Source organism: Caproiciproducens galactitolivorans (assembly GCF_026672255.1).
GTDB lineage: Bacteria > Bacillota > Clostridia > Oscillospirales > Acutalibacteraceae > Caproiciproducens > Caproiciproducens galactitolivorans_A.
The window spans coordinates 42624-64250 of the sequence record NZ_JAPOHA010000014.1 but is presented as its reverse complement, the minus strand read 5'-3'; the positions used below and the strand labels follow the sequence as shown (position 1 = coordinate 64250).

The 21627-nt window shown below is 43.1% G+C and carries 27 protein-coding genes and 3 pseudogenes; 5 read left to right on the top strand and 25 right to left on the bottom strand.

What is annotated here, in order from left to right:
* A pseudogene (locus OUY18_RS13900) lies at window positions 1-74 on the top strand (IS200/IS605 family transposase); the annotation flags it as partial.
* A 50-nt stretch (window positions 75-124) separates the two neighbouring features.
* On the opposite strand, the gene OUY18_RS12460 reads toward OUY18_RS13900, so the two are convergent.
* From OUY18_RS12460 to OUY18_RS12420, 9 genes are all read right to left on the bottom strand, one after another.
* On the bottom strand, window positions 125-1804 hold the full coding sequence (locus OUY18_RS12460) for a recombinase family protein (RefSeq protein ID WP_011988840.1): 1680 nt from the start codon (window positions 1802-1804) through the stop codon (window positions 125-127).
* A 140-nt stretch (window positions 1805-1944) separates the two neighbouring features.
* Window positions 1945-2208 carry a DUF6870 family protein gene (locus OUY18_RS12455; RefSeq protein ID WP_009064822.1) on the bottom strand — a complete coding sequence of 88 codons (264 nt, stop codon included), beginning with the start codon at window positions 2206-2208 and terminating at the stop codon, window positions 1945-1947.
* A gap of 141 nt (window positions 2209-2349) precedes the next feature.
* Window positions 2350-2550 (bottom strand): hypothetical protein, encoded by a 201-nt coding sequence (locus OUY18_RS12450; protein ID WP_011988842.1) that lies wholly within the window; start codon window positions 2548-2550, stop codon window positions 2350-2352.
* 455 nt (window positions 2551-3005) lie between these two features.
* On the bottom strand, window positions 3006-3425 hold the full coding sequence (locus OUY18_RS12445) for an RNA polymerase sigma factor (protein ID WP_268059094.1): 420 nt from the start codon (window positions 3423-3425) through the stop codon (window positions 3006-3008).
* Between the two features lie 487 nt (window positions 3426-3912).
* Window positions 3913-4101 (bottom strand): cysteine-rich KTR domain-containing protein, encoded by a 189-nt coding sequence (locus tag OUY18_RS12440; RefSeq protein ID WP_011988843.1) that lies wholly within the window; start codon window positions 4099-4101, stop codon window positions 3913-3915.
* A 29-nt stretch (window positions 4102-4130) separates the two neighbouring features.
* A complete protein-coding gene (locus OUY18_RS12435) occupies window positions 4131-4388 on the bottom strand; it encodes a hypothetical protein (protein WP_011988844.1) in 258 nt (85 codons plus the stop codon).
* Window positions 4342-5205 carry an aminoglycoside 6-adenylyltransferase gene (locus OUY18_RS12430; protein ID WP_011988845.1) on the bottom strand — a complete coding sequence of 288 codons (864 nt, stop codon included), beginning with the start codon at window positions 5203-5205 and terminating at the stop codon, window positions 4342-4344. Before OUY18_RS12430 ends, OUY18_RS12435 begins: the two co-directional genes overlap by 47 nt.
* 53 nt (window positions 5206-5258) lie before the next feature.
* Window positions 5259-6092: a histidinol-phosphatase HisJ family protein gene (locus OUY18_RS12425; protein WP_009064810.1), complete on the bottom strand. Its 834-nt coding sequence runs from the start codon at window positions 6090-6092 to the stop codon at window positions 5259-5261.
* A gap of 13 nt (window positions 6093-6105) precedes the next feature.
* Window positions 6106-7266, bottom strand: coding sequence for an MFS transporter (locus OUY18_RS12420; protein WP_009064824.1), 1161 nt, complete (start codon window positions 7264-7266; stop codon window positions 6106-6108).
* A gap of 111 nt (window positions 7267-7377) precedes the next feature.
* On the opposite strand from OUY18_RS12420, the gene OUY18_RS12415 reads away from it, so the two are divergent.
* Entirely contained in the window at window positions 7378-8274 is an 897-nt protein-coding gene (locus OUY18_RS12415; protein ID WP_009064827.1) for an AraC family transcriptional regulator, read from the top strand.
* 82 nt (window positions 8275-8356) lie between these two features.
* On the opposite strand, the gene OUY18_RS12410 is transcribed toward OUY18_RS12415, so the two are convergent.
* Window positions 8357-8779 (bottom strand): DUF523 domain-containing protein, encoded by a 423-nt coding sequence (locus tag OUY18_RS12410; RefSeq protein ID WP_011988846.1) that lies wholly within the window; start codon window positions 8777-8779, stop codon window positions 8357-8359.
* A 30-nt stretch (window positions 8780-8809) separates the two neighbouring features.
* Window positions 8810-9334, bottom strand: coding sequence for a nitroreductase family protein (locus tag OUY18_RS12405; RefSeq protein ID WP_009064821.1), 525 nt, complete (start codon window positions 9332-9334; stop codon window positions 8810-8812).
* 142 nt (window positions 9335-9476) lie between these two features.
* Here OUY18_RS12405 and OUY18_RS12400 point away from each other — a divergent pair, with 142 nt between their 5' ends.
* Entirely contained in the window at window positions 9477-10073 is a 597-nt protein-coding gene (locus OUY18_RS12400) for a TetR/AcrR family transcriptional regulator (protein ID WP_009064831.1), read from the top strand.
* 398 nt (window positions 10074-10471) lie between these two features.
* Here OUY18_RS12400 and OUY18_RS12395 read toward each other — a convergent pair whose 3' ends face one another.
* On the bottom strand, window positions 10472-11056 hold the full coding sequence (locus OUY18_RS12395) for a hypothetical protein (protein ID WP_020073007.1): 585 nt from the start codon (window positions 11054-11056) through the stop codon (window positions 10472-10474).
* 345 nt (window positions 11057-11401) lie between these two features.
* Between OUY18_RS12395 and tnpA the strand changes: the two are divergent.
* Window positions 11402-11728 (top strand): annotated as a pseudogene (tnpA, locus tag OUY18_RS12390) (IS200/IS605 family transposase); the annotation flags it as partial.
* A gap of 208 nt (window positions 11729-11936) precedes the next feature.
* On the opposite strand, the gene OUY18_RS12385 reads toward tnpA, so the two are convergent.
* Together OUY18_RS12385 and OUY18_RS12380 are read right to left on the bottom strand one after the other, a co-directional pair.
* Window positions 11937-13343, bottom strand: coding sequence for a relaxase/mobilization nuclease domain-containing protein (locus tag OUY18_RS12385; protein WP_419196145.1), 1407 nt, complete (start codon window positions 13341-13343; stop codon window positions 11937-11939).
* Between the two features lie 74 nt (window positions 13344-13417).
* Window positions 13418-13717: a CD1845 family protein gene (locus OUY18_RS12380; RefSeq protein ID WP_009064829.1), complete on the bottom strand. Its 300-nt coding sequence runs from the start codon at window positions 13715-13717 to the stop codon at window positions 13418-13420.
* Window positions 13718-13967: 250 nt separating this feature from the next.
* Between OUY18_RS12380 and OUY18_RS12375 the strand changes: the two genes are divergently transcribed.
* On the top strand, window positions 13968-14837 hold the full coding sequence (locus OUY18_RS12375) for a DUF5677 domain-containing protein (protein ID WP_011988849.1): 870 nt from the start codon (window positions 13968-13970) through the stop codon (window positions 14835-14837).
* Window positions 14838-14910: 73 nt separating this feature from the next.
* Here OUY18_RS12375 and OUY18_RS12370 read toward each other — a convergent pair whose 3' ends face one another.
* The 11 genes and pseudogenes from OUY18_RS12370 to OUY18_RS12320 form a co-directional block, all read right to left on the bottom strand.
* Window positions 14911-15258, bottom strand: a complete 348-nt coding sequence (locus OUY18_RS12370; RefSeq protein ID WP_011988850.1) for a plasmid mobilization protein — start codon at window positions 15256-15258, stop codon at window positions 14911-14913.
* Window positions 15255-15437: a DUF4316 domain-containing protein gene (locus tag OUY18_RS12365; protein WP_011988851.1), complete on the bottom strand. Its 183-nt coding sequence runs from the start codon at window positions 15435-15437 to the stop codon at window positions 15255-15257. The genes OUY18_RS12370 and OUY18_RS12365 overlap by 4 nt, the downstream gene beginning before the upstream one ends.
* A 51-nt stretch (window positions 15438-15488) precedes the next feature.
* Window positions 15489-16076, bottom strand: a complete 588-nt coding sequence (locus tag OUY18_RS12360; protein WP_011988852.1) for a hypothetical protein — start codon at window positions 16074-16076, stop codon at window positions 15489-15491.
* A 141-nt stretch (window positions 16077-16217) separates the two neighbouring features.
* Window positions 16218-16595: a cysteine-rich VLP domain-containing protein gene (locus OUY18_RS12355; protein ID WP_041700746.1), complete on the bottom strand. Its 378-nt coding sequence runs from the start codon at window positions 16593-16595 to the stop codon at window positions 16218-16220.
* Window positions 16592-16804, bottom strand: coding sequence for a hypothetical protein (locus OUY18_RS12350; RefSeq protein WP_041700748.1), 213 nt, complete (start codon window positions 16802-16804; stop codon window positions 16592-16594). Before OUY18_RS12350 ends, OUY18_RS12355 begins: the two co-directional genes overlap by 4 nt.
* Window positions 16801-17478, bottom strand: coding sequence for a DUF4366 domain-containing protein (locus tag OUY18_RS12345; protein WP_011988854.1), 678 nt, complete (start codon window positions 17476-17478; stop codon window positions 16801-16803). The genes OUY18_RS12350 and OUY18_RS12345 overlap by 4 nt, the downstream gene beginning before the upstream one ends.
* Complete coding sequence (locus tag OUY18_RS12340; RefSeq protein WP_009064758.1) at window positions 17475-17744, bottom strand: DUF4315 family protein; 270 nt, start codon at window positions 17742-17744, stop codon at window positions 17475-17477. Before OUY18_RS12340 ends, OUY18_RS12345 begins: the two co-directional genes overlap by 4 nt.
* Before the next feature lie 24 nt (window positions 17745-17768).
* A pseudogene (locus OUY18_RS12335) lies at window positions 17769-18425 on the bottom strand (C40 family peptidase); the annotation flags it as partial.
* A complete protein-coding gene (locus OUY18_RS12330) occupies window positions 18320-19126 on the bottom strand; it encodes an antirestriction protein ArdA (RefSeq protein WP_268059093.1) in 807 nt (268 codons plus the stop codon). The pseudogene OUY18_RS12335 and the gene OUY18_RS12330, both read right to left, overlap by 106 nt.
* A complete protein-coding gene (locus tag OUY18_RS12325; protein WP_011988863.1) occupies window positions 19119-19472 on the bottom strand; it encodes a hypothetical protein in 354 nt (117 codons plus the stop codon). Before OUY18_RS12325 ends, OUY18_RS12330 begins: the two co-directional genes overlap by 8 nt.
* Before the next feature lie 300 nt (window positions 19473-19772).
* Window positions 19773-21290 (bottom strand): ParB/RepB/Spo0J family partition protein, encoded by a 1518-nt coding sequence (locus OUY18_RS12320; RefSeq protein WP_268059092.1) that lies wholly within the window; start codon window positions 21288-21290, stop codon window positions 19773-19775.
* Window positions 21291-21627 lie beyond the last annotated feature (337 nt).

The following is a 21627-nucleotide window of genomic DNA, read 5'->3' as shown; positions in this document are numbered from 1 at the left end:
TCATGATATTCGATAGGCACGCAAATTTAAAGTACAAATATGGAAATCGACATTTCTGGGCAAGAGGGTATTATGAGTGTTATATATTAGGAAAACCAACAAGCTCTGTTCGTGTGTAGGTGTCTTATCCTACCTGTAAATGCGAGTTGACTTCGATATACTGGATAATGCGGCGCAGCTCGTCGGCAAACTTAAACCGTATGCTTATGTCGCCGCCCTCGTATACTTTGATATGGTCAACCAGTTCGATTAAGATTTCTCTTGTCAGCTTGTCGATGTTCTCGTATTTTCGGAAAGTTGCTAAAAAAGGATTTTCGGTGTCAATGCCATTTTCCAGTTCGTCCCGCTCTTTTTTCAGATTGGCAATCACTGTGCCAATGGCTTCATTTTGCTGTTCATAATCTTCACTCATGTGGCGGTAATCATTATGTGTGATATGACCGTCTTTCCAGTCCTGATAAAGTGCTTGCTTGTACCGCATGATTTTGGTAAGCTCTTTTTCTTTTGCGGTAATCAGTTCATTCAGCCGTATCGACTGGCTTTTTTTGAGCGGAGCCAAGTTAATTTTTGATACAATAGCGGAATAGCTGACTGCAAGATGTACCTGTTGCCGGATTGCATAGAGTACAGCCGCTTCAAGCCTTGTGCTTTTAATAGAGTGCATAGTGCAGGCTTTTTTAGAAAGGCTCTTATATGTTCCGCATTGGTAGTAAACGTACAATTCCTTGCTTGCTATCCGCGACATTGCCCGGCCACAATCCGCACAGCGGAGAAAGCCGCTAAACAGATAAAGCTGTTTCTGTTTTGGAGAAGTGCGGGTGTCACGCTTTAGCAGTTGCTTAACCTTTTCAAAGGCTTCGCGGTCAATAATCGGTTCATGGGTATTCGGGACAACAATCCAGTCTTTTTCAGGTACAGCTTCGATTTTGTGTATCTTGTAGCTTTTCACACGGTTTCGCCCCTGTGCCATATCTCCAACATAGACGGGATTTTTCAGCATATTGCTGATAGTAATGGTACTCCACATGGGCTGTGTCTGTCCGTTGGGGCATTTGTACTTTAATCCCTGACTTTGCTTGTAAACGGAAGGACACATAACACCGTGGTCGTTCAGATGATTCACAATAGCCCTGACGGTCATACCGCTTAGACACATGGAAAAAATCTGCTTTACCACTTCGGCGGCTTCATGGTCTACCAACAAAGCGTGTTTATCATTGGGGTCTTTGATGTAGCCATAGGGGGCATAGGAGCCAATAAATTCGCCATTACGTTTCTTGTAGTCAAACACCTGACGGATTTTCTTTGAAGTTTGGTAACAATACTGGTCGTTCATTACGTTCGTTATAGGAACAAGAATACTTGATACGCTGTCAGGGTTCAAATAACTGTCTACGCCCTCTGCCAAGCTGATAAAGCGTACATTCATCTGAACAAACAAATTTTCAATCAGGCTCCCGGCGTCCGTATAGTTACGGGAAAGACGGGAAAGGTCTTTGACAATCACGCAGTTTACCTTTTTCGCGTAAATGTCGGCCAGCAGTCTTTGAAAATCTGCCCGGTTCGTGTCTGTACCTGTGCAACCGTCATCAACATAGGTTTCGGCGCTTTCAAATTCATCAAGGTGCTGTCTGTAATAATCATCAAGCAACTTTTTTTGATTGGTGACACTGTTGCTGTCGTCCTTGCCACGATTCAAGTCCTCTTTGGATAACCGGATATATTTTGCAAGATTCCACCGTGTAGGATTATACGAAAATTGAGAAACAGCAGTATTTGTTTCCCTGTTTTTGGTTCGTGCCATGCTTCCTCCTTCCTATCACATTACACTTACATTATACCATTTCAGCATAATGCGAACAATGTTGTCGAGGGCTTAAAAATACCGTTAGATAGCTGATATTACCGACTTCGGGCCAAGTTGGCCCGAAGTGGCATGACCGATTACAGGCCGCTTTTCTGCCGTATAAGAAAGTTTGTAATTACATCCTGCAAGGGGGGGCCGTCCTCCGGGAACTCTACCTTTACCGCAGTATCTCCATGACGGAAGCAGTAAGGGTTTTTTACCTGCTTCAAAATATGTGCCGCACGTTCCCTTTGAGGCAGGCTGTTATCAAAGTCGATTCCGCTAACATCTGTCAACTGTGATTTATCCACTGTGGCAATATCCACATCTTGCATTGTGATGATCTGTTCCAGATTTACCATCGCTTTGTGCCTCCTTCTCAAATGAAAAATGTACTTTATGTTTCCTGCTGTCCTATGAGGAAACATAAACAGTCACCACTTTATAAGCAAAAGTGATGGCTGTTAATCTTTCCTCATACTTCGGGCCGAGTTGGCCCGAAGTCAATAGGGACTGTTCCGGTAATGCCCGTCTGCTTCGTGAATGGATTTGAAGTCAAATCTTTCGTTCAGTTCCATAACCACGCGCCGAATATCATCAGAGCTAAAACCACAGCTTTCCATTGCCCAAATGACATAGCCGCGACAAGCATTGTTGCTCCACGGTTCAGGCAGTATTTCCGATAAATTCATATCTTTTTCCATTTCGATTCTCCTATGCCAGAATAAGGGGAGTGCCGCGCCGGGAAAGAATGGGCTGTCATTAGACAGAAATGCCCGGCGCGGCCTCCTATATGGTAAATAAGAGGATAACCCGGACAGGCGGCGGCAACCGCCCTCATGGGAATTTCACCCCGCCCCATGCTGATGGCGCGACGGTCAATACTGTGACGCGTTCAAACCGTAAGTATCATTGTACCAATCAAAAGATTATCGCCGGGTAGATTGCCATATCTGCTCTGTCACAGTTGGTAGGAATCGCTCACGCTCCGTTTGGTTTTTCCCCCTTTCAACGGGCGGTTTTGGCGTACCCTGTGGCTTGGCTCCCTTTTGATTGAACGTATCCGGGTTATCTGTATTCAGTTGTCAAAGAACGGCAGATGGAGAAAAAACTCCTTCTAATAGCCGTGTGATTTGAAAGGCAAATTCGGAACTGGAAATTAAGACTTTTTCAAAAATTTCTCCATGCTTTTCAACCCTTTCTCAATAGCAACTCTGACGGCTTTTTCATTTATACCCTCTGCCCGTGCAATATCGGATTTACTCATACCGAGTATGTAATGGGCATAAATTCGTTTTCCTTGCTTGTCCGGCAAGTAAGCGATTGCGGAGTGCAGTTGTTCGGAAGTAATTTTACGCTCGTAAATCTCGCAAGGGGAAAGGGATTCAAAAAGAATATCCTTTTCGATCCCGTCGTCAGCGTCCAGCGAATAGTGGGCTTTGTTATAGAAGCGGCGGCGAATGTAGTTTTTCTCCAAACGTTCTGCTTCCAGCAAAGCGTCCTTGATTTCATCTGATATCTCAACAAAAAAGTCTGAATTATAAAACGGGTAATAATCCCGCAGATTGATTTTTGTCATAAGGCGTTCCTCCATTTCGATTTTTTAGGGAATAGTGAATCGAAATGGAGCGGGAGGGGAACGACAGCGAGGTCGGACTTCGGGCCAAGTTGGCCCGAAGTGACAAGGCTTGTTCCATACGTTGTCAGTGAAAAAAGGATACAAAAAAACACCTTTACGCAAATTAGCGCGAAAGGTGTCGAATAAAAAATGGGCGCAATAGCCGCCCACAAGTTGATATAATACTTTTAAACTATGTAAATGAAATTTTTCTGCTATATTAAACCGTCACAATATGGCGGCGTTTCTCTCAGAGAAAAAAATGCTTTGGGGTACATAAAAACCTCCTTATCCCAAAGCCGCCAGAATAAGAAGAATTACAGGTATACTCTTTCCGATTTTTAACGGAAAATGACGGCTTTGTATGTCTGTTAAATTTGTCAGCAATCGTATAACAGAAAATTGTTATATGAAAAGAGCCGATAATCAAGAGATATGTACTCATTGATTATCGGCTCTGCGTCTTTGCGTCTGGCTCTTTGATAACTGACATATTGAGTTGTAGCACATTGATTAGAGATTCTTGTTTACATTTGGGACAGTATAGGGGGAAGTTTTCGAGGATTGTATCTTTCCTAATTTTCAGTCTTGTTTTATTGCCACATATAGGACATAGTAACCATTGAACTTCAATCATTATCACCCCCTACATCATTTCATTAGTTGCTATTTTTCTGCTCTAATAATTACTGTTCCACAATTTTGATACAAAACTTCAACCGTTTTAAAACCGGCGTTTTTCATAAGTTCAAATTGATGTACCAATGTCAGTGGAATATCAATTTGTATAAACATATCTTCGGGTGTATTATTTTGCTTGCGCTTATATTCGTATTCCTTAAGGCAAAGCGCTTCCTCTTCATCGCAATAGGCAAATCTAGTATATTTCTGTTGCGTTGGACGGTAAGCTTTTAACGCGCTCAAGGTAGCTCTTGCTATTTCTTGCTTCTGTCAAATCGTAGGGGAAATTTAATTTCTCACTTACCTCCAAAGAAATTTTCTGAAACAAATCGCACATGAGAAAAACAGCATCCCATATAGCGTTTATTTGTGCTTTCGAATAAGATTCTAAGTATTGTTCATAAATCCCTTTCGGCAAATACTTGTCCATGTATTTTGCGGATTTCCCTGCGCTGACTGAAAAATCATTATCAATCCCAATTTTCCATTCCAGCAGCCGCCTAAGCATTGGCCTTATTTGAAAATTTATCATATCCATTGCATATGGAATCTCATTCCTCCATAATCCCTTCGCCACATTATTTAAACACCACCAAAATTCATTACATGTACAATAGAATTGATTTGGCACCGGCTTTTTCACCCAATATTCTTCATCGGACAATACTTGTTTTTGAGGCATGATATTGTCCTTGTCAACTAGTGTTTTATACAATTCTAGACTATTAAGTACATTTTCTAATGTCTTTACATGTAAATCCAATCTATTTCCATCAGTGAATTGAATTAGCCAACCATAGCAATTTTCAACATCAGAAGTGTAGTAGATATTTTCCTCTGGATATTGCATATACAAGCGCTCACCAAATCGATCAATCCAGGCTTTGTCCTCTCTGAATGACCTTGTTTCTGTAACAACATATACAATATCATAATCTTGAAAGATATCTTTTGGTACATTTGGATTTGCACGTGAACCTTCTAAGTAGGCCGCACGAATGCGGACATCATTGTTGGCAACTGCTATGATTAAATCCATCATTTCTTTTTCTGATCGCATACTGTGTCTCCTTTTATAGTGAAGATAAACTAAGTTATCCGGACAATTTTCTATTATATCAACTTATGAAAATGCGGCCTCATATTCTCGTATGTACAATGATATCGAAATCCCATATCGAATAATACTTTCTTGGTATTTTCAATATGTGCACCTAGCTGTCCTTTTTTATGACTGTCGCTTCCAATCGTGATAATCTCACCGCCTAATTTTTTATATAAAGTAAGTATATCTTTGGATGGTGTCATATCCGTAAGTCCATATCTGTAGGATGACGTATTTACTTCTATTCCTTTTCCATCACGAATGACAATTTTTAAAATTTCATTAACTATGTCTGAAATCTTTTCAAACGGATATGTGCCATTTTTATCATATCTTATAATAATATCTAAATGTCCCAAAACACTATAATTTTTATATTGTTTTACAATTTCCAGCAGCTCTTGATAATATTTTTCGTTATATTCTTTCTGGCTCTTTCCTTTCTGAAAATCCTGTGTCCATAATTCCAAGTTATCTATTTGATGCACAGATAGAATAATAAAATCAAATGGATATTTCACAAAGAGCTTTTCATATTGAGAAATTGTATGCACCTGTACTCCAAACTCCATTCCCTTTTTTATAGCAATCAAGTCACCATATAAATATTGTAATTCCTTAATCGTCTCAAAATATTCTGGATAATACACATTTGCCATAGGCATACCATCGCGATATTGAATTTCTTTCTTATCATTCCAGTCCAGCTTAACTCCATAATCTACATGATCCGTAAAACATATTTCTTCCATTTTTATTTGTATTGCATCTTTTACAACCTCTTCCATTTCATAAACAGAATCATCGCTAAATTCTGTGTGAACATGATAATCAGCAAACATTTTCTTCATCCCTTCAAGCAGTTTTTTTTACCAGCAATTCATGCATCATCACCATTAATAAAAGAATGATTAGCAAATATACCGGCAGCAAAACAATATTTATATGCTTTGCAATTAAGCCGAATAGCGGCGGCATCACACAGGTTCCCACATATGCACTTGCCATCTGAACCCCGATGATTGCCTGTGACTTATCCGCACCAAAACGGGACGGAGTGGAGTGAATAATACATGGGTAGATTGGCGCACATCCAAAACCAAAGAAAAACAAGCCGACCAAAGATATTACTTCATTTAACGGCAGTAACATCATAATAATACCAGCCGCAATGATTCCCTGCCCCAGACGAATCATTTGTAAATCGCTTAATTTCATACTTATAAATCCACTTAATACCCTCCCAATGGTAATACCAATAAAAAACATACTTGCAAAACCAGCCGCTGTCTCAATTGAAAATCCTTTGATCAGGGTAAGATAACTGCTTGCCCATAAGCCGGTCGTCTGTTCCAAAGCACAGTAGCAAAAGAAACAAAGCATTACTTCTTTTGCTCCAGAAATCTGAATTACCTCTTTCAAAGGCAATGCTTTTCCCGCTAAAATATCATTCTCTTCTGCCGTCCCTTTTTGGTTCTTCCATAACGGCAGGCTAAAAAACAAAACTACTGCAAAAGCAATCTGTAAAAAGGAAATATATTGATAACCTGCATTCCAATTCTGACCATGCTTCAAGGCATATCCCATCATATAAGGCCCAATAGTTGCGCCGATTCCCCACATACAATGAAGCCAACTCATATGTCTGCTTGCATAGTGAAGTGCTACATAATTATTCAAGGATGCATCAACACTACCTGCTCCAAGTCCGTAAGGAACTGCCCAGAAACAAAGCAAACCAAATGAGTGTGAACTGGAAAAGCCAAATAAAGCAACTGCCGTCATAGTAATGCTGATGGTCGTTATCTTTCCGGTTCCAAATTTACGGGTAAGTTTATCACTCTGTAAACTTGAAACAACGGTTCCGATTGCAATAATCATAGAAATGACGCCTATGTATGAAATCGGCACCCCAAATTCCATATACATGGATGGCCATGCCGAACCCAATAAGGAATCGGGCAATCCAAGACTAATAAATGCAATATAGATAATTACTAACAGTAATTGAAACATATTGATCTCCTTCTCTTTTTTGTGATATAATAATATCATCATTCAACGAACTTTTATATAATATTTCACTCGAAATTATATAATAAAATCGTCAAAGAGAAGGTATCTTGTATGAGCATAGCAAAATGTAATGTAACAGTGAATTCTTCCGGTGAAGAAGTTCAAAAGCATGGAACGTCAGAATTCCCGATTGCTTTTTATGAGGAAAACTTATCAAGCTATTCTATTCCCTGGCACTGGCACGAAGATTTTGAGATTATATGGGTAATCTCAGGATCGATAAAAGTATCTGTTAATAGCACAGAACATATCCTAAACAAAAATCAAGGGATATTTATCAATGCAGGCTTTCTTCATTCCATTCATGCAACAAACGATGGCGAATACGTTTTAAGATCCATTGTTTTTCATCCAAGGCTAATCGGAAGCATAGATAGTATATACTGGCAAAATTATATTGAGCCGATTATCCAGAATAAAAATCTGCCATACATTTTATTAGACCCATTCATTAACTGGCAGGACAAAATACTCGCTTACTCGATTTCTGTATGGAACAGACTTTATAACACTGAAAATGGTTTTGAAATATATGTCAGGAACGAATTATCGCAATTGATTCTAATTGTGCTAACAAATCATTCCATATGTGAAGCAAAACCCAGCATTCGAAATCTTCGAAATGCCGATCGAATAAAAACCATGCTTCAATACATTCAGATGCATTTTTCAGAAACCATAACCATCTCTACTTTAGCAAGGGTAGCGCTGATCAGTGAAAGCGAAGTTCTGCGCTGTTTTCACCGTACAATCCATTCCACACCGAATCAGTACCTGAAACAATATCGAATCCAAAAAGCATGTCAAATGTTAATCGATACAGATATGACTTCTATCGATATTGCCTTTCAATGCGGATTTCAAAGCAGCAGCTACTTTACGAAAACTTTCCGAGAACAGATTGGCTGTACCCCTTTGGAGTACAGAAAAAGGGATCAGCAATGCTAATCCCTCTTTCTAATGTAATGAAAAGTTAGACACGACGACCAACTGATATTCGGCAAAAACATTGAATTTTTCTATTTCGAATCTACATATTAAAATCTTCTGCATCTTTTACGGGGTACCCTTTAGTAATCAGGGCTTTAGCAAAAAGTCCCTGACCAGATATTAGCTTCCCGGTAAATGTTCCATCATATATATTGTTAACTCCGCAAGTTGGACTTCTTGACTGCAAAATAGCCAAATCAATTTTTTCTCCTTCTATTTTTTCTAATGCAAGCGCAACTGCTTTCCTATAATCAGAATCAACATTATTTCCCTTATCATCCATCACTACTTCATCAACAATCTCAGCACATGGTCGGGGAATAGGCATATTGGCTAACATTTCAGGACAAATACTGAGAACCTCTTTTCCTTTTAGATATTCAATCACAGCTTCATTGCGATTGTTTCTTCCATTATATTTACAATTACATCCTAGTACACATGCACTTACTAATACTTTCATACTCAACAACTCCTATGGAAGACTTTTACCTTAATCTATATATTTCTCATACATCACCGTTTCGCTTATTTCTTTGCGTTGGGCAATATGACGCTCTGGACTTAAAAAGCCTTTTTCTGGATACCCCATTAAGAGTAAAGCTGTCGGTTCTATGTACTCTGGTAAATGAAATTCATTGCTTATAATTGCGGGATCAAACAAACCAACCATTACGCTTCCAATATTTAATTCTCTTGCTGCCAACATCAGGTGGTCACAGACAATACCTATATCCAAATCGCCGGAACATTTTTGATCAAATGGCCGTATTAATTCATCCCGTCGATCCCGACACACGATAAAAACACACTTAGAACCAAACGTTTGATAAGCCTTTTTAATTTTTAAAATGTTTTCTTCACTTTGAACAACAATAATCCTTTGTGGTTGTTTATTACAGGCTGTAGGGGCGACACGTCCAGCCGATAAAATCTGATTTAAGTCATCTTTTGGAATCTGTGCTCCCGTAAAGCCGCGTGTTGTGCAGCGTTGTTTTGCCAGTGTTAAAAAATCCATTATTCTTCCTCCTATATACGAATGATTATTCACATTATTATTATAGTACCCGCATTGATAGATGTCAACAAAATGCGAATAATGATTCACATTTCATTGACCTGATTTAAAGTTCCAAGTATAATAAAAAAGAGGTGATATTATGAATGATGTAAGAGAACCCATTCAAAAACGTTCTATTGAAACAAAGAAAAAAATACTAGATGCCGGGTTTGCCCTTTTTTGCGAAAAAGGATATTATAAAACCAATACAATTGAGATTGCCAAACGTGCTGGTATCTCAACAGGAGCGCTATATAGTTACTTTAAAGATAAGAAACAAATATACATTGCTGCTTTTCACGATTATCTTGAAAATATTTCAGGCCATTTACTTGAAAAATTAAGTTTGCAACAACCTTTTTCACTAGCTAGTTTTGTCGAAAATTGGATCTGTTATTATATTGACTTATATGCCGATACCAGTCACGCTCTGGCTCAGTTAAGAATGATGATATCAGAAGATACTGATATCAATCGTCATTTTTCCAATTTTGAAAATGAATATTTTTTAAAAATTAAAGAGCTATTAAATAAAAATGGCATAACGCAAGATGACTTATTTGAAAAAGTTTACACTTGCTGCATTTTAATTGACGCTCTTAGACAGGAAAAATCTGCATTTTCACACAACGGCTTAGACTTCAATATTTTTAAAGACCAAGTAACCAAAACTGTCATTGTATTATTGTCAAGTTGATTTTTTATTAAGGGCTAATAAAATCGCAGAGCAAGTCTATTTTTCTGTATGGCAATTCAATTTGTCATTTGATAACTCTATCTATGTAATCTATCAAGGGGTGTAAATGAGAGACTTCAATTAATTCGGAAGCTCTTTCAGACGCAAAGATGGCGTAAGAAATTGCTTTCTTACGCCGGTATTAGCCACAGGTCTAGAGGTCAGGTCTTACCTTTTTCAACTTGTTCAGTTCCCTCGCAAACACATATCAATATTCCATTGTATTAGATAAGGACATTTTCCTTTGGAAAGCGTCATTATTATATCAAAATATACTCCAATCCAAAATCCTTCGCAAAAGTCGTAAACATCTATTAATCCTTCATATTTTCAGACTTTTTACTAAAAAACCATCTCATTCAGGAAAAGAAAGGCATTTGATACAGAAAAAAGGCAATAGCAGGTCCTATACACAGTGATATTAATGTTGTAATCAATTTTTTATGCATAAGAATTATAGCACAAATTAAAAATATTATCTCACAATACATATCATCATGATTACTGGACATAATTTGCAAAAGCATTACCGAAATAACACCTGCTGATAGTAATACCGCTAAGATATTATCTTGCTTTATTTTATGACATAAAACGGCCAAAAACGGCGATATTGCGGTAATTGTATACCAAATTAACATATAGCTATTAACATTAACATGAATCAATAAATGGTATATATGAAATGTAATATTTAGACTTAAGAAAAAAAACAAAACTCTAATTGCAGCTGAAATAGATTTTTCGCTTTTTAATGAAATAAATAATGCAATAAGGATCCATATACCAAAATTTGAAAGAATCGCATTTACATTTATTTGACCTAAGAAGAAATTGATATGGATATGCCTATTGTCTATATAGGCCGAAAAAAGACCTAATAAAACACCAACCACTGTAACGCTTAGTATGGGAATGACATTCTTTTTTGTTATTTTATTCAACTTTATAACCCTCCAAATTATATAAATAGCGAGTAATATCCATTCGCATTTTTCCATGATACATCTATTTATTTGCTAAATGAGATTGCAGTGTGTAACTGTAGCAATAATAATTAACGCAACGCCTGAACCAAACCATAACCCAACGAAATGGGACAACATCTGCTAAAGGCCCAAAAATCGCCATACCAATAGGCAAAAAACCGGAGTAGATTATTTTTGTATTCCATTGTTTTTATCCATATTTGCATTATACTTTGCGATGAACTTAATGGCAACCATAGCTCCATATATCTTGCCTCTGGAGTCGTATCATAGTACATCTCGGCAGCGAAATTACCGTAAATGCTTACAGTTTCACCATCATCACCGCACACAGACAGACATAATGACCACGTATTCACGCCGAAGTATCAGCGAAAGATAATCTATTATCAATTGAGGGACGACATACGGCAAATCATAAGAGATTTATGCAAAAGGAAGGGAATTGCGATCATAGAAGGACATATAATGCCCGACCATATTCATTTGCTTCTCTCAATTCCACCAAAATACAGTATATCGCAAATCATGGGATATCTCAAAGGAAAAAGTGCGATAATGATTTTCGATAGACATGCAAATTTAAAATACAAATTTGGTAATCGGAATTTTGGGGCGGAAGGATATTAAAAGCAAACCACAATTTTTGTGCCATTTTTGGGGCTTACGCTAACCCGCAAGCAGGGCAAGTGTATTGACACTTGCACATTTTTAAGATTTTTCCCTGCGGTCAAATCTTAAAAATTGCTTGTTGGGGCAAGCCGCCCCAAACCCTGCCACTTCGGGCCAAGTTGGCCCGAAGTCGGCGCTTCGCACCTTATGTTGCGTCATGTCGCTATCGCTCCCTTTCCTTATTTTTCTGCGCGTCCATCAGGCCAAGCAGATGGTCAATATTGCTTTTCACCGTTACAATTTCCTGCATATCTTTTTTGGTTTCCCGATACTCCCGGTAAGCCTTTTTCTTGTCTGCCGACAACCGCTGAAACTCTGCTTTCAGCGTATCCATTTTAGGTAACTTTGCCCCGGACAGCAAACGCCGGAAGGTGTCCTGCGCCGCCCGGTAGGTGGCAATATCCGCTTCATGCTCCACAAGATATTTCTTGTTGTACTTCGCCGCCTTATACCCCTCAAACACAGACCGGGTTTTAGCGTAATCCACCACTGCCGCCTTTAGCTCCGCATTGACACGCATAGCGGCTTCGGTGGATTTTATGCTATCCGAAAGCACATGAAAGTGGTCGGTAAGCTCTGCGGCCTTTTGCTCTAAATCCGCATATTCTATCAAGCCGTTTTCCTGTAAATACTGTAAGGCTGCCGCCATTTGCTTTAGGTTGAATACCTTTGCCCACCGTCCATAGGCAGGGCCTTTTCCAGCTTTCATACGGGATTGAATATCCACAATCAGATTGACCTTGCGCCGTTGCTGCGGGGCGGTTCTGCCCTCAATCGCCGCTTGTATATCCTCCTGCCCGTAGCCCTTGCCAAGAGTAGAAGCACGGAGCCGGGTAAAGCGTTCCTGCCCCTCTGCCCGAAAGCTAATTGCGCCGCCGCGCCCCTGCTTGATTTCATAGCCAGCCGCCACCATTGCTTGTAAAAAGGTATCCATATCCGGCGGCTTCGTTGCAAGGCAAATATCAATCTGCGCCTTTAATTTCTCTTGAAAGGTGGGCGGCTTATGACCGCCGAGCCATTCCCCGTAATGCTTGAATTTTCCCTTGCTGTGGCGTTTCGGATTGGTAATAACAGATAGCCTATTTTCAAAACATATACGGTCGGAGAGCCGCCGCACCGCACGGGCCGAACCGATAAAATCCCGGAATTTCCGGGTGCAGTCCAGCGAGGTTGAATTGTAGTAGATATGGCAATGAGGGTGGGGGCGGTCAGCATGGGAAACCACGAAAAAGGCGTGTCGGCCTTTCGTCCAGCGCATGGCAAGGTCATAACTGATTTTGAGGGCGGTTTCCGGATCTGTTTCGCCGGGCGGGAATGCCTGCCGGATTTGATAATACAGCACATCATTATCCCGTTTTTGTTCCCGCCCTGTGATAGCTTTGTACTTTGCTTTTGAGAGTAAAAATTCTGCGTCAGCCGTGTCGGGGTCACATTCATAGGCAAGAATTAAATCGCCGTTGCGGGTCTTGTCTGGATTTTTCCCGTAATCAAAACCGTCCTTTAAGGTTTCCATAATGGTCATGCCGCTTCCTGCATGACGGGTCATAAGGCGGGTGGTTGCTATGTGCATTTCCTCCTTTCCTCGAAAAAACAACTTCGGGCCAAGTTGGCCCGAAGTAGCCCGGCAGCTCTGTTATTCTGATGTTAGTTTACAATGAAAAAGCGAAGCGAGTTGTTCAGGCTGTGCAGTCCGTCAATCAGGTGTTCCGCAATGGCGGGAATCCCAAGAGGAGAAATCAAAAACGACAGGAACAGGAACACGCCGAAGCCCAGCTTTTCGCCGCTTATCAGCAGGGCAATACTGATAAGAACACCTATCCCGGAAACCACTTGCAAGAGAGCGGCTGCATAGCAGAACACAAATTCAATCATGGGTGTTACTATCGTCAGCAGAACCACAAACGGCGCGGCGATAATCTTAAATATCAGTTTGATAAACTTCATAAAAATTCTCCTTTCATTAAGCAACCTTATTGTTGTATCCTACCTATATTTTACCATTTCGTGCAGAGAGTAACAATGTTGTCGAGGCCACACCGATCTTGTCCCGGAACTTCGGGACAAGTTGGCCCGAAGTAGACATATACCGCTTGTGATGCCACGGGAATTATGTATAATAATTATAAAAAACACGTCTACAAGACAATACATACCTATATGTAAATCAAACTTAGCACACAGGAGTTTTACTAATATGGATAATACAATTTCTATACAGAAAGCAATTTCGCTTTCACGTCAAATTCAAGACCATCTTAATAAAGATATTCTTAAAGAAGGACAGCCATTTATAATTTTAGAAAAATATGAATGGCTTCGCGAAGTATTATCATTGCTTGCAAAACAATCAAATCTATTTGAAAGTTGCATTGTATTACTGGAAAATAATATGGAACAAGAAGCATATATTCTTGCTCGAAGTCAGTTTAACAACATGCTTTGGATTTCTTATATATGCAACGATAATGATAATTCCAGAGTAAAAGAATATTTTTATGAGCCTCATATAACTCAGTTACAACAACTTTACAACATAAAAAAATATTTACGAAGTTTGCCAGAGGACACTCCACAATTTGAAGAATTTTCCACACTGGATTTCAAGGTCATTAACTCAACAATTAATAAAATCAAGGGTATTCTTAGAACCGAGGGTTACACTGTAGACAACGCTCAAAAACCTTTAAAGAATAAGAGCATTTTTGAATTAACCGAAAAAGATCCATTGTTACTTGGAATGTATCTGTCATTCTACAATGATGCAAGTAAATTTGAACATGCAGATATATCAACTGTGAAAAATTATAGAAATGCTGTTGTAGATGACATTTCTGATAGTATTGCTTTCACATTTGAATTAAATCAATCAAACATAGCTTTATGGAAGTCGGTCTTTAAGCATACACTTACCATACTTTTTCAGTCAATTAATACACTATATACTCGCATTAAAAGTCAAGATAAACACTTATTTGATTTCAAGCAGTATGAGGAAGCTGATTTTTGTTCTATCATTGTTAATATAAAAATGGCATCTGATATAGTTGATTCTATATCAGAATGATTCACTCTCATGAATGTGTTTTGTGTAGCAAAAGCGGGGAGCGGCGGCATTGTGCCAACGCTCCCCGCTTTCCTTATAGCTCCACTACCGCCGTAAGCTGTTTGAGTACCTCTGAAACCCGGCCCCATAACTCGGTATAATCTTTTTGCAGGGCGGCAATTTCGGACGGATAAACGCCGTAGGTATTGGCATGAATGGCAACCTGATTCAGATTGTTGGCACATCTGCGTTGCAGGGAAACCAGCTCCCGGACGGGGGCAAGGTCAACATTCAGCACATAGCCATTGAGCGCCATTTTGCGGATATAGGCGCTTAAATTCTGTGTTCCGGCTTGTGCCATACGTTCCTGAATGGCGGCGTATTCATCATTACTCACCCAAACATAAAGGGGAACGCCCCGCCTGCGTTTGGGGCGGCTCACCGTTCCTCCCGTTCCCGGCTCCTGCGCTTTGCCGGCGGCTCCTTTACCCTGTCTTTCGGCCTTTCCTCCAGCATGGCCTGCGGAACAGGCAGAGGGGCATTATTCGGAATCCCATCAATCATGTTGTAATTCTGCTCGGTCGAAAGCTCTGCATTTTTCAAGTAGTTATCCTTTTCCATTCTCAAAAAATCTCCTTTTTTGTAACTTCGGGCCAAGTTGGCCCGAAGTGATTACCTGTCTTTCTCTGTGCCTTTTTCGGGAGCAGGACGGGCGGCGTTGTCCCGTGCCGCTTGTTTTGCCCCCTCTGCTAGCCGGGCGGCAATGGATTTACTTTCTCCCGGTTCCCGCATGGGGGCTTTTCTGTCGGGATTGCCGGGAGCCGCCCGAAGCTCATAGTCCGCCATCTGCTTTTCCGTCAGGGGCGCGTCATATACAAGATAGCCCCATGCCAGAAAGCGGCCTTGTTCCACACTTTCCCGCTTATCAAAATTCACAAGATATAATGGGCCGTTCTCCGTTTTAGGGAACGTGCCAATATCCACGGGCCGTTGAGTAGAATAATATCGGTAAGCCGATTTTTCGGATACGCCGTAATCATGCCGATATTCCGAAACACGGTTCTCATAGTCCCTTGTAGCGGCGGCTTTACTGGTGGTATAGTGTCCCCAATAATAGTCGCGCCTGCCGCTTGCGTCCTCGGTAAACTGCCATGTGGCAAAGGGCTGTACCGCCTGCGGATTTTCCCCAAGAGCAAAACCTCTTTCATTCTCAAAGGCAATGGCCCGTTTGATTTCATATCCTTTTACGTTATCGCTCATTTTTCCCTCCGTTCTCATACATAGAAATGTCACGCTGTTACCCTCAAAAAGCGGGGGTATGAAGCATAGATACCTTTTCCTTGAAACCGGGGCCGGAAAGCCCCGGAAATCAAGTTTTTTTCAAGCAAACTTCGTGACACCTTACCCCTTGTTTTTGCGCCTGTGCCGCTGTTGGCGGCGGCGGTCTGCTTCGCGTTTTCCTTTCCGGCGGCAGGCTTCGGAACAATAGGTCTGACTGGTGACAGGAAGATAGGCCGCACCGCAGACCGGGCAGGTCTTACGGGAAAGCACGGCGGGGGTTCCTGCTAAATTGGCTTCCAGTACCGGATCAAGCGGAAGCACGGCCTTTTGAAAATACTTGCAGTATGCGCCCGTCCAGCATTTATCCAGCATGTAACAGCCGCCGTAATCAAGGGGCAGACAGCCGTATTCCGGGTCATAGTTGGCGCACATACCTGTTACCAGCTTGCGGATTGCGGCACGTTCCCGGCGGGTCAGTTCGCGGGAATCGGCACTCATAGGTCTGACTTCGGGCCAAGTTGGCCCGAAGTTCCCTCCCTTTGCGGCAAAATCAAATTCCGGTAGCAAACGCCCACACAAACAGAGCCGTTCCAATAACTGCAATCCCGGCAGGGGGAGCCTTTCGGCGGCTTGCGCGCCGGAGCCGGGCGGCAGGGGCGGGGCCTTTCTTTCATCATTTTTTCATAGGGGCTGTTTGTGAAATTCATGCGTCCTCGTCCTCCCCGGTATCAGACTCCTCCCCGTCTACTTCCCACGGCGGGGTATCGTCCTCCTGTTCGTCATAGGGGTCGGCTTCGTATTCGTCAAATTCGTCCTCTGCCAAAGCGGCCTGTTCCTGCTTCGGGCGATAAATCTTGAAGTAATATCCGGCCCCGCCGCCAATAACTACAACCGCCAGCACCAGTAAGAGCATTTGGGTATCGCTTTTTTGCTCCGGCTCCGTAGAGGTTTCGGAAGAAGTTTCAGAGCTTATATCCGTTTCAGAATTGCTTTCCGGTTCGGGAGTGGACACAACGGCGGTTTCATTTTCCTCTGTATCCTCGGACTTCTCCGCAAGAGCCAGCAGGTCTTTTTCCGTCACGGCGTTCAGGAAATATACGTTATCCTGTTCGCGCTGAAGGTCAATCACAAGATAAAATACATTTTCGTCCGGGGTGGTAATGGTATAAAATTGCTTGCCGTCCTCGTCCGTGGCGGTATTGACTACCGTTCCCGTTCCGGCAGGGGTAAAGGGATTGGGGGCACTGGTTGTTTCAGAAGTAGCAGGGGCTTCCGTTACTTCCGGGGTCTCCTCACCGCCGCTGGCGTAGGCCATGGTGCTAAAGGAAAAGGTCATTAAAAAAACGGCGCACAGCGCCGCCATCATGCGAAATTTTCTCATTCTTCGATTTCCTCCTTTTTCGATTCGTCATGTACTGTGGACTTCGGGCCAAGTTGGCCCGAAGTGGCGCCGCCTGCCTTTGCCGCTTTCAGCAGGTCGGCAAGGTCGGTCAGGGAAATATCCATACCACGCACCGCGTCCACGATTTCCAGATTTTCAAGCTCGGTTTTCTGCTTTTCCAGCTCCCGCAGCTTCGTTTGAAACTCATTGATTTTTTCCTTTGTTTTCTGTATGTCCTTGCTTACACGCTCAATTTTCGCGTTCAAAAAACCACTCCTTTCAAAACGGGCCTATAACCGGCCCATTGCATAAAAATGTTCCGTCCAGTAATTGGTGTCCATACGGGCGTACTGAACGCCGCCGCTGGCACAATGTAGCATCATATTCCCGCCTACATAGATTCCAACGTGCGACACAGGCCCGGAACTGTCGTAGGTTCCCGTAAAAAAGATAATGTCGCCGGGTTTTGCTTCGGAGCGCGGGATCTTCGCACACTGGTTAAAAATGCCCTGCGCGGTTGTCCGGCTCATGGGATATACGCCGGACTGATCCAGCACATAGCACACAAAGCCCGAACAGTCAAAGGAAGTGGAGGGAGAAGCACCGCCCCAAACATAGGGATAGCCTAAATATTTTTCCGCTTCGGCAATCAGGGCGGCAAATTCCGGGTCGGCCAGAGCTTCCGGCGGTATGTCGTAATCGGTGTATTCGCCAGGGTGAACGTAGATATTGCCCTCAAAGAGATAAGGGCGGTTGCCTTTGGTCTTTTGGTAGATAAGGTAGCGTTCCGTCTGCTCCGGGTCGAGATTGGCAAGGGCCACGGCTCCCAATGACTTATTTTTCAAAGACACATTGAGGATATAGTAATCGTAGGGAACCTCGTAGGTGTCGGTATGGGTTTCGCCGTTTTCGTCCGTCCATGTGTCGGTTTCCGTGCGGTAGCGTATCGTTCCGCATTGGCGGGGTGGGGGCGCTCACGGGCGGCGGTGACGGTTTCGTTTATCATCTTCCCGTAGCTTTCCAGCGTTTTCTTGATGGATTTTTCCGGTTCGGGATAAGCAAAAATTCGGTATTCCTCCGGTAAATCGTCCCTGCCGCTGTAATACTCAGTGAAGCTGTCGCCTGTCCGTACCACATAGCCGCCATCGGTAAAACGCCCGTCGTCGTCCAAGTTCATATCCCGCCCATAGGCTTCATAATCAATATTGTTTTCCAAATGCTCCGGGATTTCCAGCGTACACATTTCCTCAACATAGTAGCGGCCTAAATCTTCCTCATTCTCAACCCCGGCGTAAAACTCAAAACAATCCAGATTTTGCGTAAGGTTAATTAGGGCGGGTACACTGTTGTACTCCCCGAAGTCCACGGCGGCAGAAAACTTTTCTAACTCCCATTCCTCCATATCGTCCAGCAGGGAAGCCAAGAAGTTCAACTCATCAATGCTTTCATATTCTCCTAAGCAGTCACGCAGACCGGGAATGTCGGTTTCATAATTAGTAATGAAAATTTCCTCATACCGCACACCGTCCACATGGATACGCTTCAAAAGAGCCTGCACTTCCTCGGTGGTGGCAGGGAGCTTTAAAGGCTCCCCGTCCAAATATCCCTCGTTATACCGTCCAAGATTGGTAACAAAGGCTTCAAGCATGGTCTTTTTCCTGCCCCTGTGTTTTCACGGTCAGAATCCCGTCCAGCGTGGTTGCCGTGATGTTCAGCCGCCCGGCAACGGCAATGTCGTTTTTCACGTCCTCGTCAATATCGCTTCCGCATACGACAAGTACATGGGCGCGGCGCAGGAGATCCCGGCTCATATCAATGCCGCTTTTATGTTCCTCCGGGATTGCGTCATTGAGAAAAAGCGGAAGATACAGGGTCGGGCAAACCGGGGAAAACCCGGCTTCATAGACTGCCCGGCAATACTGCGCCGCCTGTTTGGTATCCGTATCGTGATTGCCGCACCACGCGGCAGTAATGTATGCTAAAGGTCGTTTCATGATTTAAGCACCTCCGTTCTTGTTGCGCTGAATGTGTCAACCTATCCCCCCGCCCTTTCCACGCTTGGAAAGGGAGCAGCTCAAAGGAATATATATCCCCGTCGCTTGACTGCCTTAAAGCATAACCGGGAGAAATCCGTCAAGAGTGCGAAGCACCGCCTACGGCGGCAAGCTCTTGACCGATTTTCCCGGCTATGCTACCCAATAAGCGGCGACGGGGAATATATTTATCCTTAGAGCTTTGGGGCACGGGGCAAAGCCCCGCATATACCGACTTCGGGCCAATTTGACCCGAAGTGCTTATTTTTCCTGTTCGGCTTTCTTTTGAGGAGCCGAAACCTCTTTCAGCTTCGCCTTGTTTTCCTCCAGCAGTTTCATAATGGTATCCTTCATTTCGCGAGGTGTTTTCTCCTTGCCGTAATACTGGCTTAATTCCTGACTTGAAATAATCACTTTGTCTGCCTCCTTTTTTTCTTCTAACATGATTCCGTCAATCACATCGGGGTTTAACAACTTCTTTTGGTCAAGGTCACGCATACGCTGTGCCTGTGAGAGTGAGGGAGCCGACTGCTGGCCCTCAATGGCGATAGCGATATACCGCTGATTTTTGGGCTTGATGAACGCAAGCTCCACGGCGGGAGTGAACGCGATTTTCTTTTCGTCCACCATTTTTATAAGGTCGGGAACCAACTCATTGAGCTTAATATACCGCTGAACCTGCTTGACCGTCATTTTGTTGCGCTCTGCTACAACCTCATTGGAGCGTTGCCCGTTGCCGGTTCGCGCGCCCTGCCGCTTGATGGCTTCCAACTGCATTTGCAGGGCTTTGGCCCGTTCACTGGGCAGGATATTTTCACGCTGGTTGGTGTTGTCCTCTACCATCTGCGTGATGGCCTGTTCGTCCGTCATGTTGCGGATAATACAAGGCATATCCGCAAATCCGGCTAATTCGCTGGCCTTCTGGCGGCGGTGGCCTGATACGATTTCATAGCCGCCATCTTCACGGGGGCGCACAATGGCAGGCTGGGTAACGCCCTTGTCCTTAACGCTTTCCACCATAGCCGCCATTTCTTCATCATTACGAACCTGAAACGGGTGATCTTTGAAAGCGAAAAGCTCGGAAAGATTGAGATAAACAATCTGTTCCTGTTCGCCGGGGCGGGGTGCTTCCCTCGGTTCGGACGGCAGTTCCGGGGCAGGGGACGGCGTTTCCTGCTGTGCCTGTTCCGTAGCTTGCGGGGAATCAGAAGCCCCGCCGCCAATTTCTGCGGCTTGTTTCGGTTTATCCGGCTTTTCCGGTTTTACAGCCTTTGGGGCTTTTTCCTGTTTGGCAGGGCGAGTAGGCTTTTTGTCCGCTTTTTCAGTGGTTTTTTGTGAGCGAGATTTGGGCTTGCTGTTAGCCGTTTTCGGCTCGTTTTCCTTTCCCTTATCCATACCGGGTTTCTCTGGCTCTGCCTTTTTTTCGGTGTGTGCTGATTTTTCCATGTCCTTTTTTTCGGGGGCGGTCTGCTCCGCTTCCTTTACCGCCGCCTGTTTCCCGGAAACAATCTCATTGATTTTGTCAAAGGAAACCACCACATCACCGGGGGCGGGAATGTCAATGGGGGTAGGTACTTTCGGCCTGTCCTTATCAGATTCATGCAGGGCGGCTCCGTCCTCATGGGGAAGTGCCGCTGTTTCTTCGGCAGTCTTTTCCGGGGCAGGAGCTTTGCCGCCAATCTCCGGCATGGGTTTGGGAGTGCTTTTTTCTTCTGCTGCGGCTTCCTGTGCCGGGGCGGTTTTTACTTCGTCCGGTTTGTTTGGCTCATTTTTTGCCATGCGTTTTTCCTCCTTGTCTGTTTTATGGCATGAAAAAGGGGCTTGATTTTTTAGGTCAAGCCCCACAGGGATTTGTAATCCCCCCTTTCCACTTCGGGCCAAGTTGACCCGAAGTTCCGCTATCCAGATACAAAAATACCGCCTATCTTGTCCAATTAGGCGGTATCCTGTGTAATGTGATAGCTCATATTTTATTTTGGTATTCCCTTATCCCGCATAGAATAAGGGTTTTTGCAGTTTTCCTAATACGTTTGGCTCATATGTTGATACAGTANCGGTATCCTGTGTAATGTGATAGCTCATATTTTATTTTGGTATTCCCTTATCCCGCATAGAA

Bases quoted from the DNA above. Each gene is read 5' to 3' on its own strand.
- OUY18_RS12325 (WP_011988863.1), bottom strand. From the start codon at position 19,472: ATGAAACGACCTTTAGCATACATTACTGCCGCGTGGTGCGGCAATCAC.
- OUY18_RS12400 (WP_009064831.1), top strand. From the start codon at position 9,477: ATGAATGATGTAAGAGAACCCATTCAAAAACGTTCTATTGAAACAAAG.
- OUY18_RS12440 (WP_011988843.1), bottom strand. From the start codon at position 4,101: ATGATTGAAGTTCAATGGTTACTATGTCCTATATGTGGCAATAAAACA.
- OUY18_RS12385 (WP_419196145.1), bottom strand. From the start codon at position 13,343: ATGCACATAGCAACCACCCGCCTTATGACCCGTCATGCAGGAAGCGGC.
- OUY18_RS12410 (WP_011988846.1), bottom strand. From the start codon at position 8,779: ATGAAAGTATTAGTAAGTGCATGTGTACTAGGATGTAATTGTAAATAT.
- OUY18_RS12415 (WP_009064827.1), top strand. From the start codon at position 7,378: ATGAGCATAGCAAAATGTAATGTAACAGTGAATTCTTCCGGTGAAGAA.
- OUY18_RS12380 (WP_009064829.1), bottom strand. From the start codon at position 13,717: ATGAAGTTTATCAAACTGATATTTAAGATTATCGCCGCGCCGTTTGTG.
- OUY18_RS12430 (WP_011988845.1), bottom strand. From the start codon at position 5,205: ATGCGATCAGAAAAAGAAATGATGGATTTAATCATAGCAGTTGCCAAC.
- OUY18_RS12445 (WP_268059094.1), bottom strand. From the start codon at position 3,425: ATGACAAAAATCAATCTGCGGGATTATTACCCGTTTTATAATTCAGAC.
- OUY18_RS12420 (WP_009064824.1), bottom strand. From the start codon at position 7,266: ATGTTTCAATTACTGTTAGTAATTATCTATATTGCATTTATTAGTCTT.
- OUY18_RS12350 (WP_041700748.1), bottom strand. From the start codon at position 16,804: ATGAATTTCACAAACAGCCCCTATGAAAAAATGATGAAAGAAAGGCCC.
- OUY18_RS12365 (WP_011988851.1), bottom strand. From the start codon at position 15,437: ATGGAAAAGGATAACTACTTGAAAAATGCAGAGCTTTCGACCGAGCAG.
- OUY18_RS12455 (WP_009064822.1), bottom strand. From the start codon at position 2,208: ATGGTAAATCTGGAACAGATCATCACAATGCAAGATGTGGATATTGCC.
- OUY18_RS12450 (WP_011988842.1), bottom strand. From the start codon at position 2,550: ATGGAAAAAGATATGAATTTATCGGAAATACTGCCTGAACCGTGGAGC.
- OUY18_RS12355 (WP_041700746.1), bottom strand. From the start codon at position 16,595: ATGAGTGCCGATTCCCGCGAACTGACCCGCCGGGAACGTGCCGCAATC.
- OUY18_RS12405 (WP_009064821.1), bottom strand. From the start codon at position 9,334: ATGGATTTTTTAACACTGGCAAAACAACGCTGCACAACACGCGGCTTT.
- OUY18_RS12360 (WP_011988852.1), bottom strand. From the start codon at position 16,076: ATGAGCGATAACGTAAAAGGATATGAAATCAAACGGGCCATTGCCTTT.
- OUY18_RS12375 (WP_011988849.1), top strand. From the start codon at position 13,968: ATGGATAATACAATTTCTATACAGAAAGCAATTTCGCTTTCACGTCAA.
- OUY18_RS12320 (WP_268059092.1), bottom strand. From the start codon at position 21,290: ATGGCAAAAAATGAGCCAAACAAACCGGACGAAGTAAAAACCGCCCCG.
- OUY18_RS12425 (WP_009064810.1), bottom strand. From the start codon at position 6,092: ATGTTTGCTGATTATCATGTTCACACAGAATTTAGCGATGATTCTGTT.
- OUY18_RS12330 (WP_268059093.1), bottom strand. From the start codon at position 19,126: ATGCTTGAAGCCTTTGTTACCAATCTTGGACGGTATAACGAGGGATAT.
- OUY18_RS12460 (WP_011988840.1), bottom strand. From the start codon at position 1,804: ATGGCACGAACCAAAAACAGGGAAACAAATACTGCTGTTTCTCAATTT.
- OUY18_RS12345 (WP_011988854.1), bottom strand. From the start codon at position 17,478: ATGAGAAAATTTCGCATGATGGCGGCGCTGTGCGCCGTTTTTTTAATG.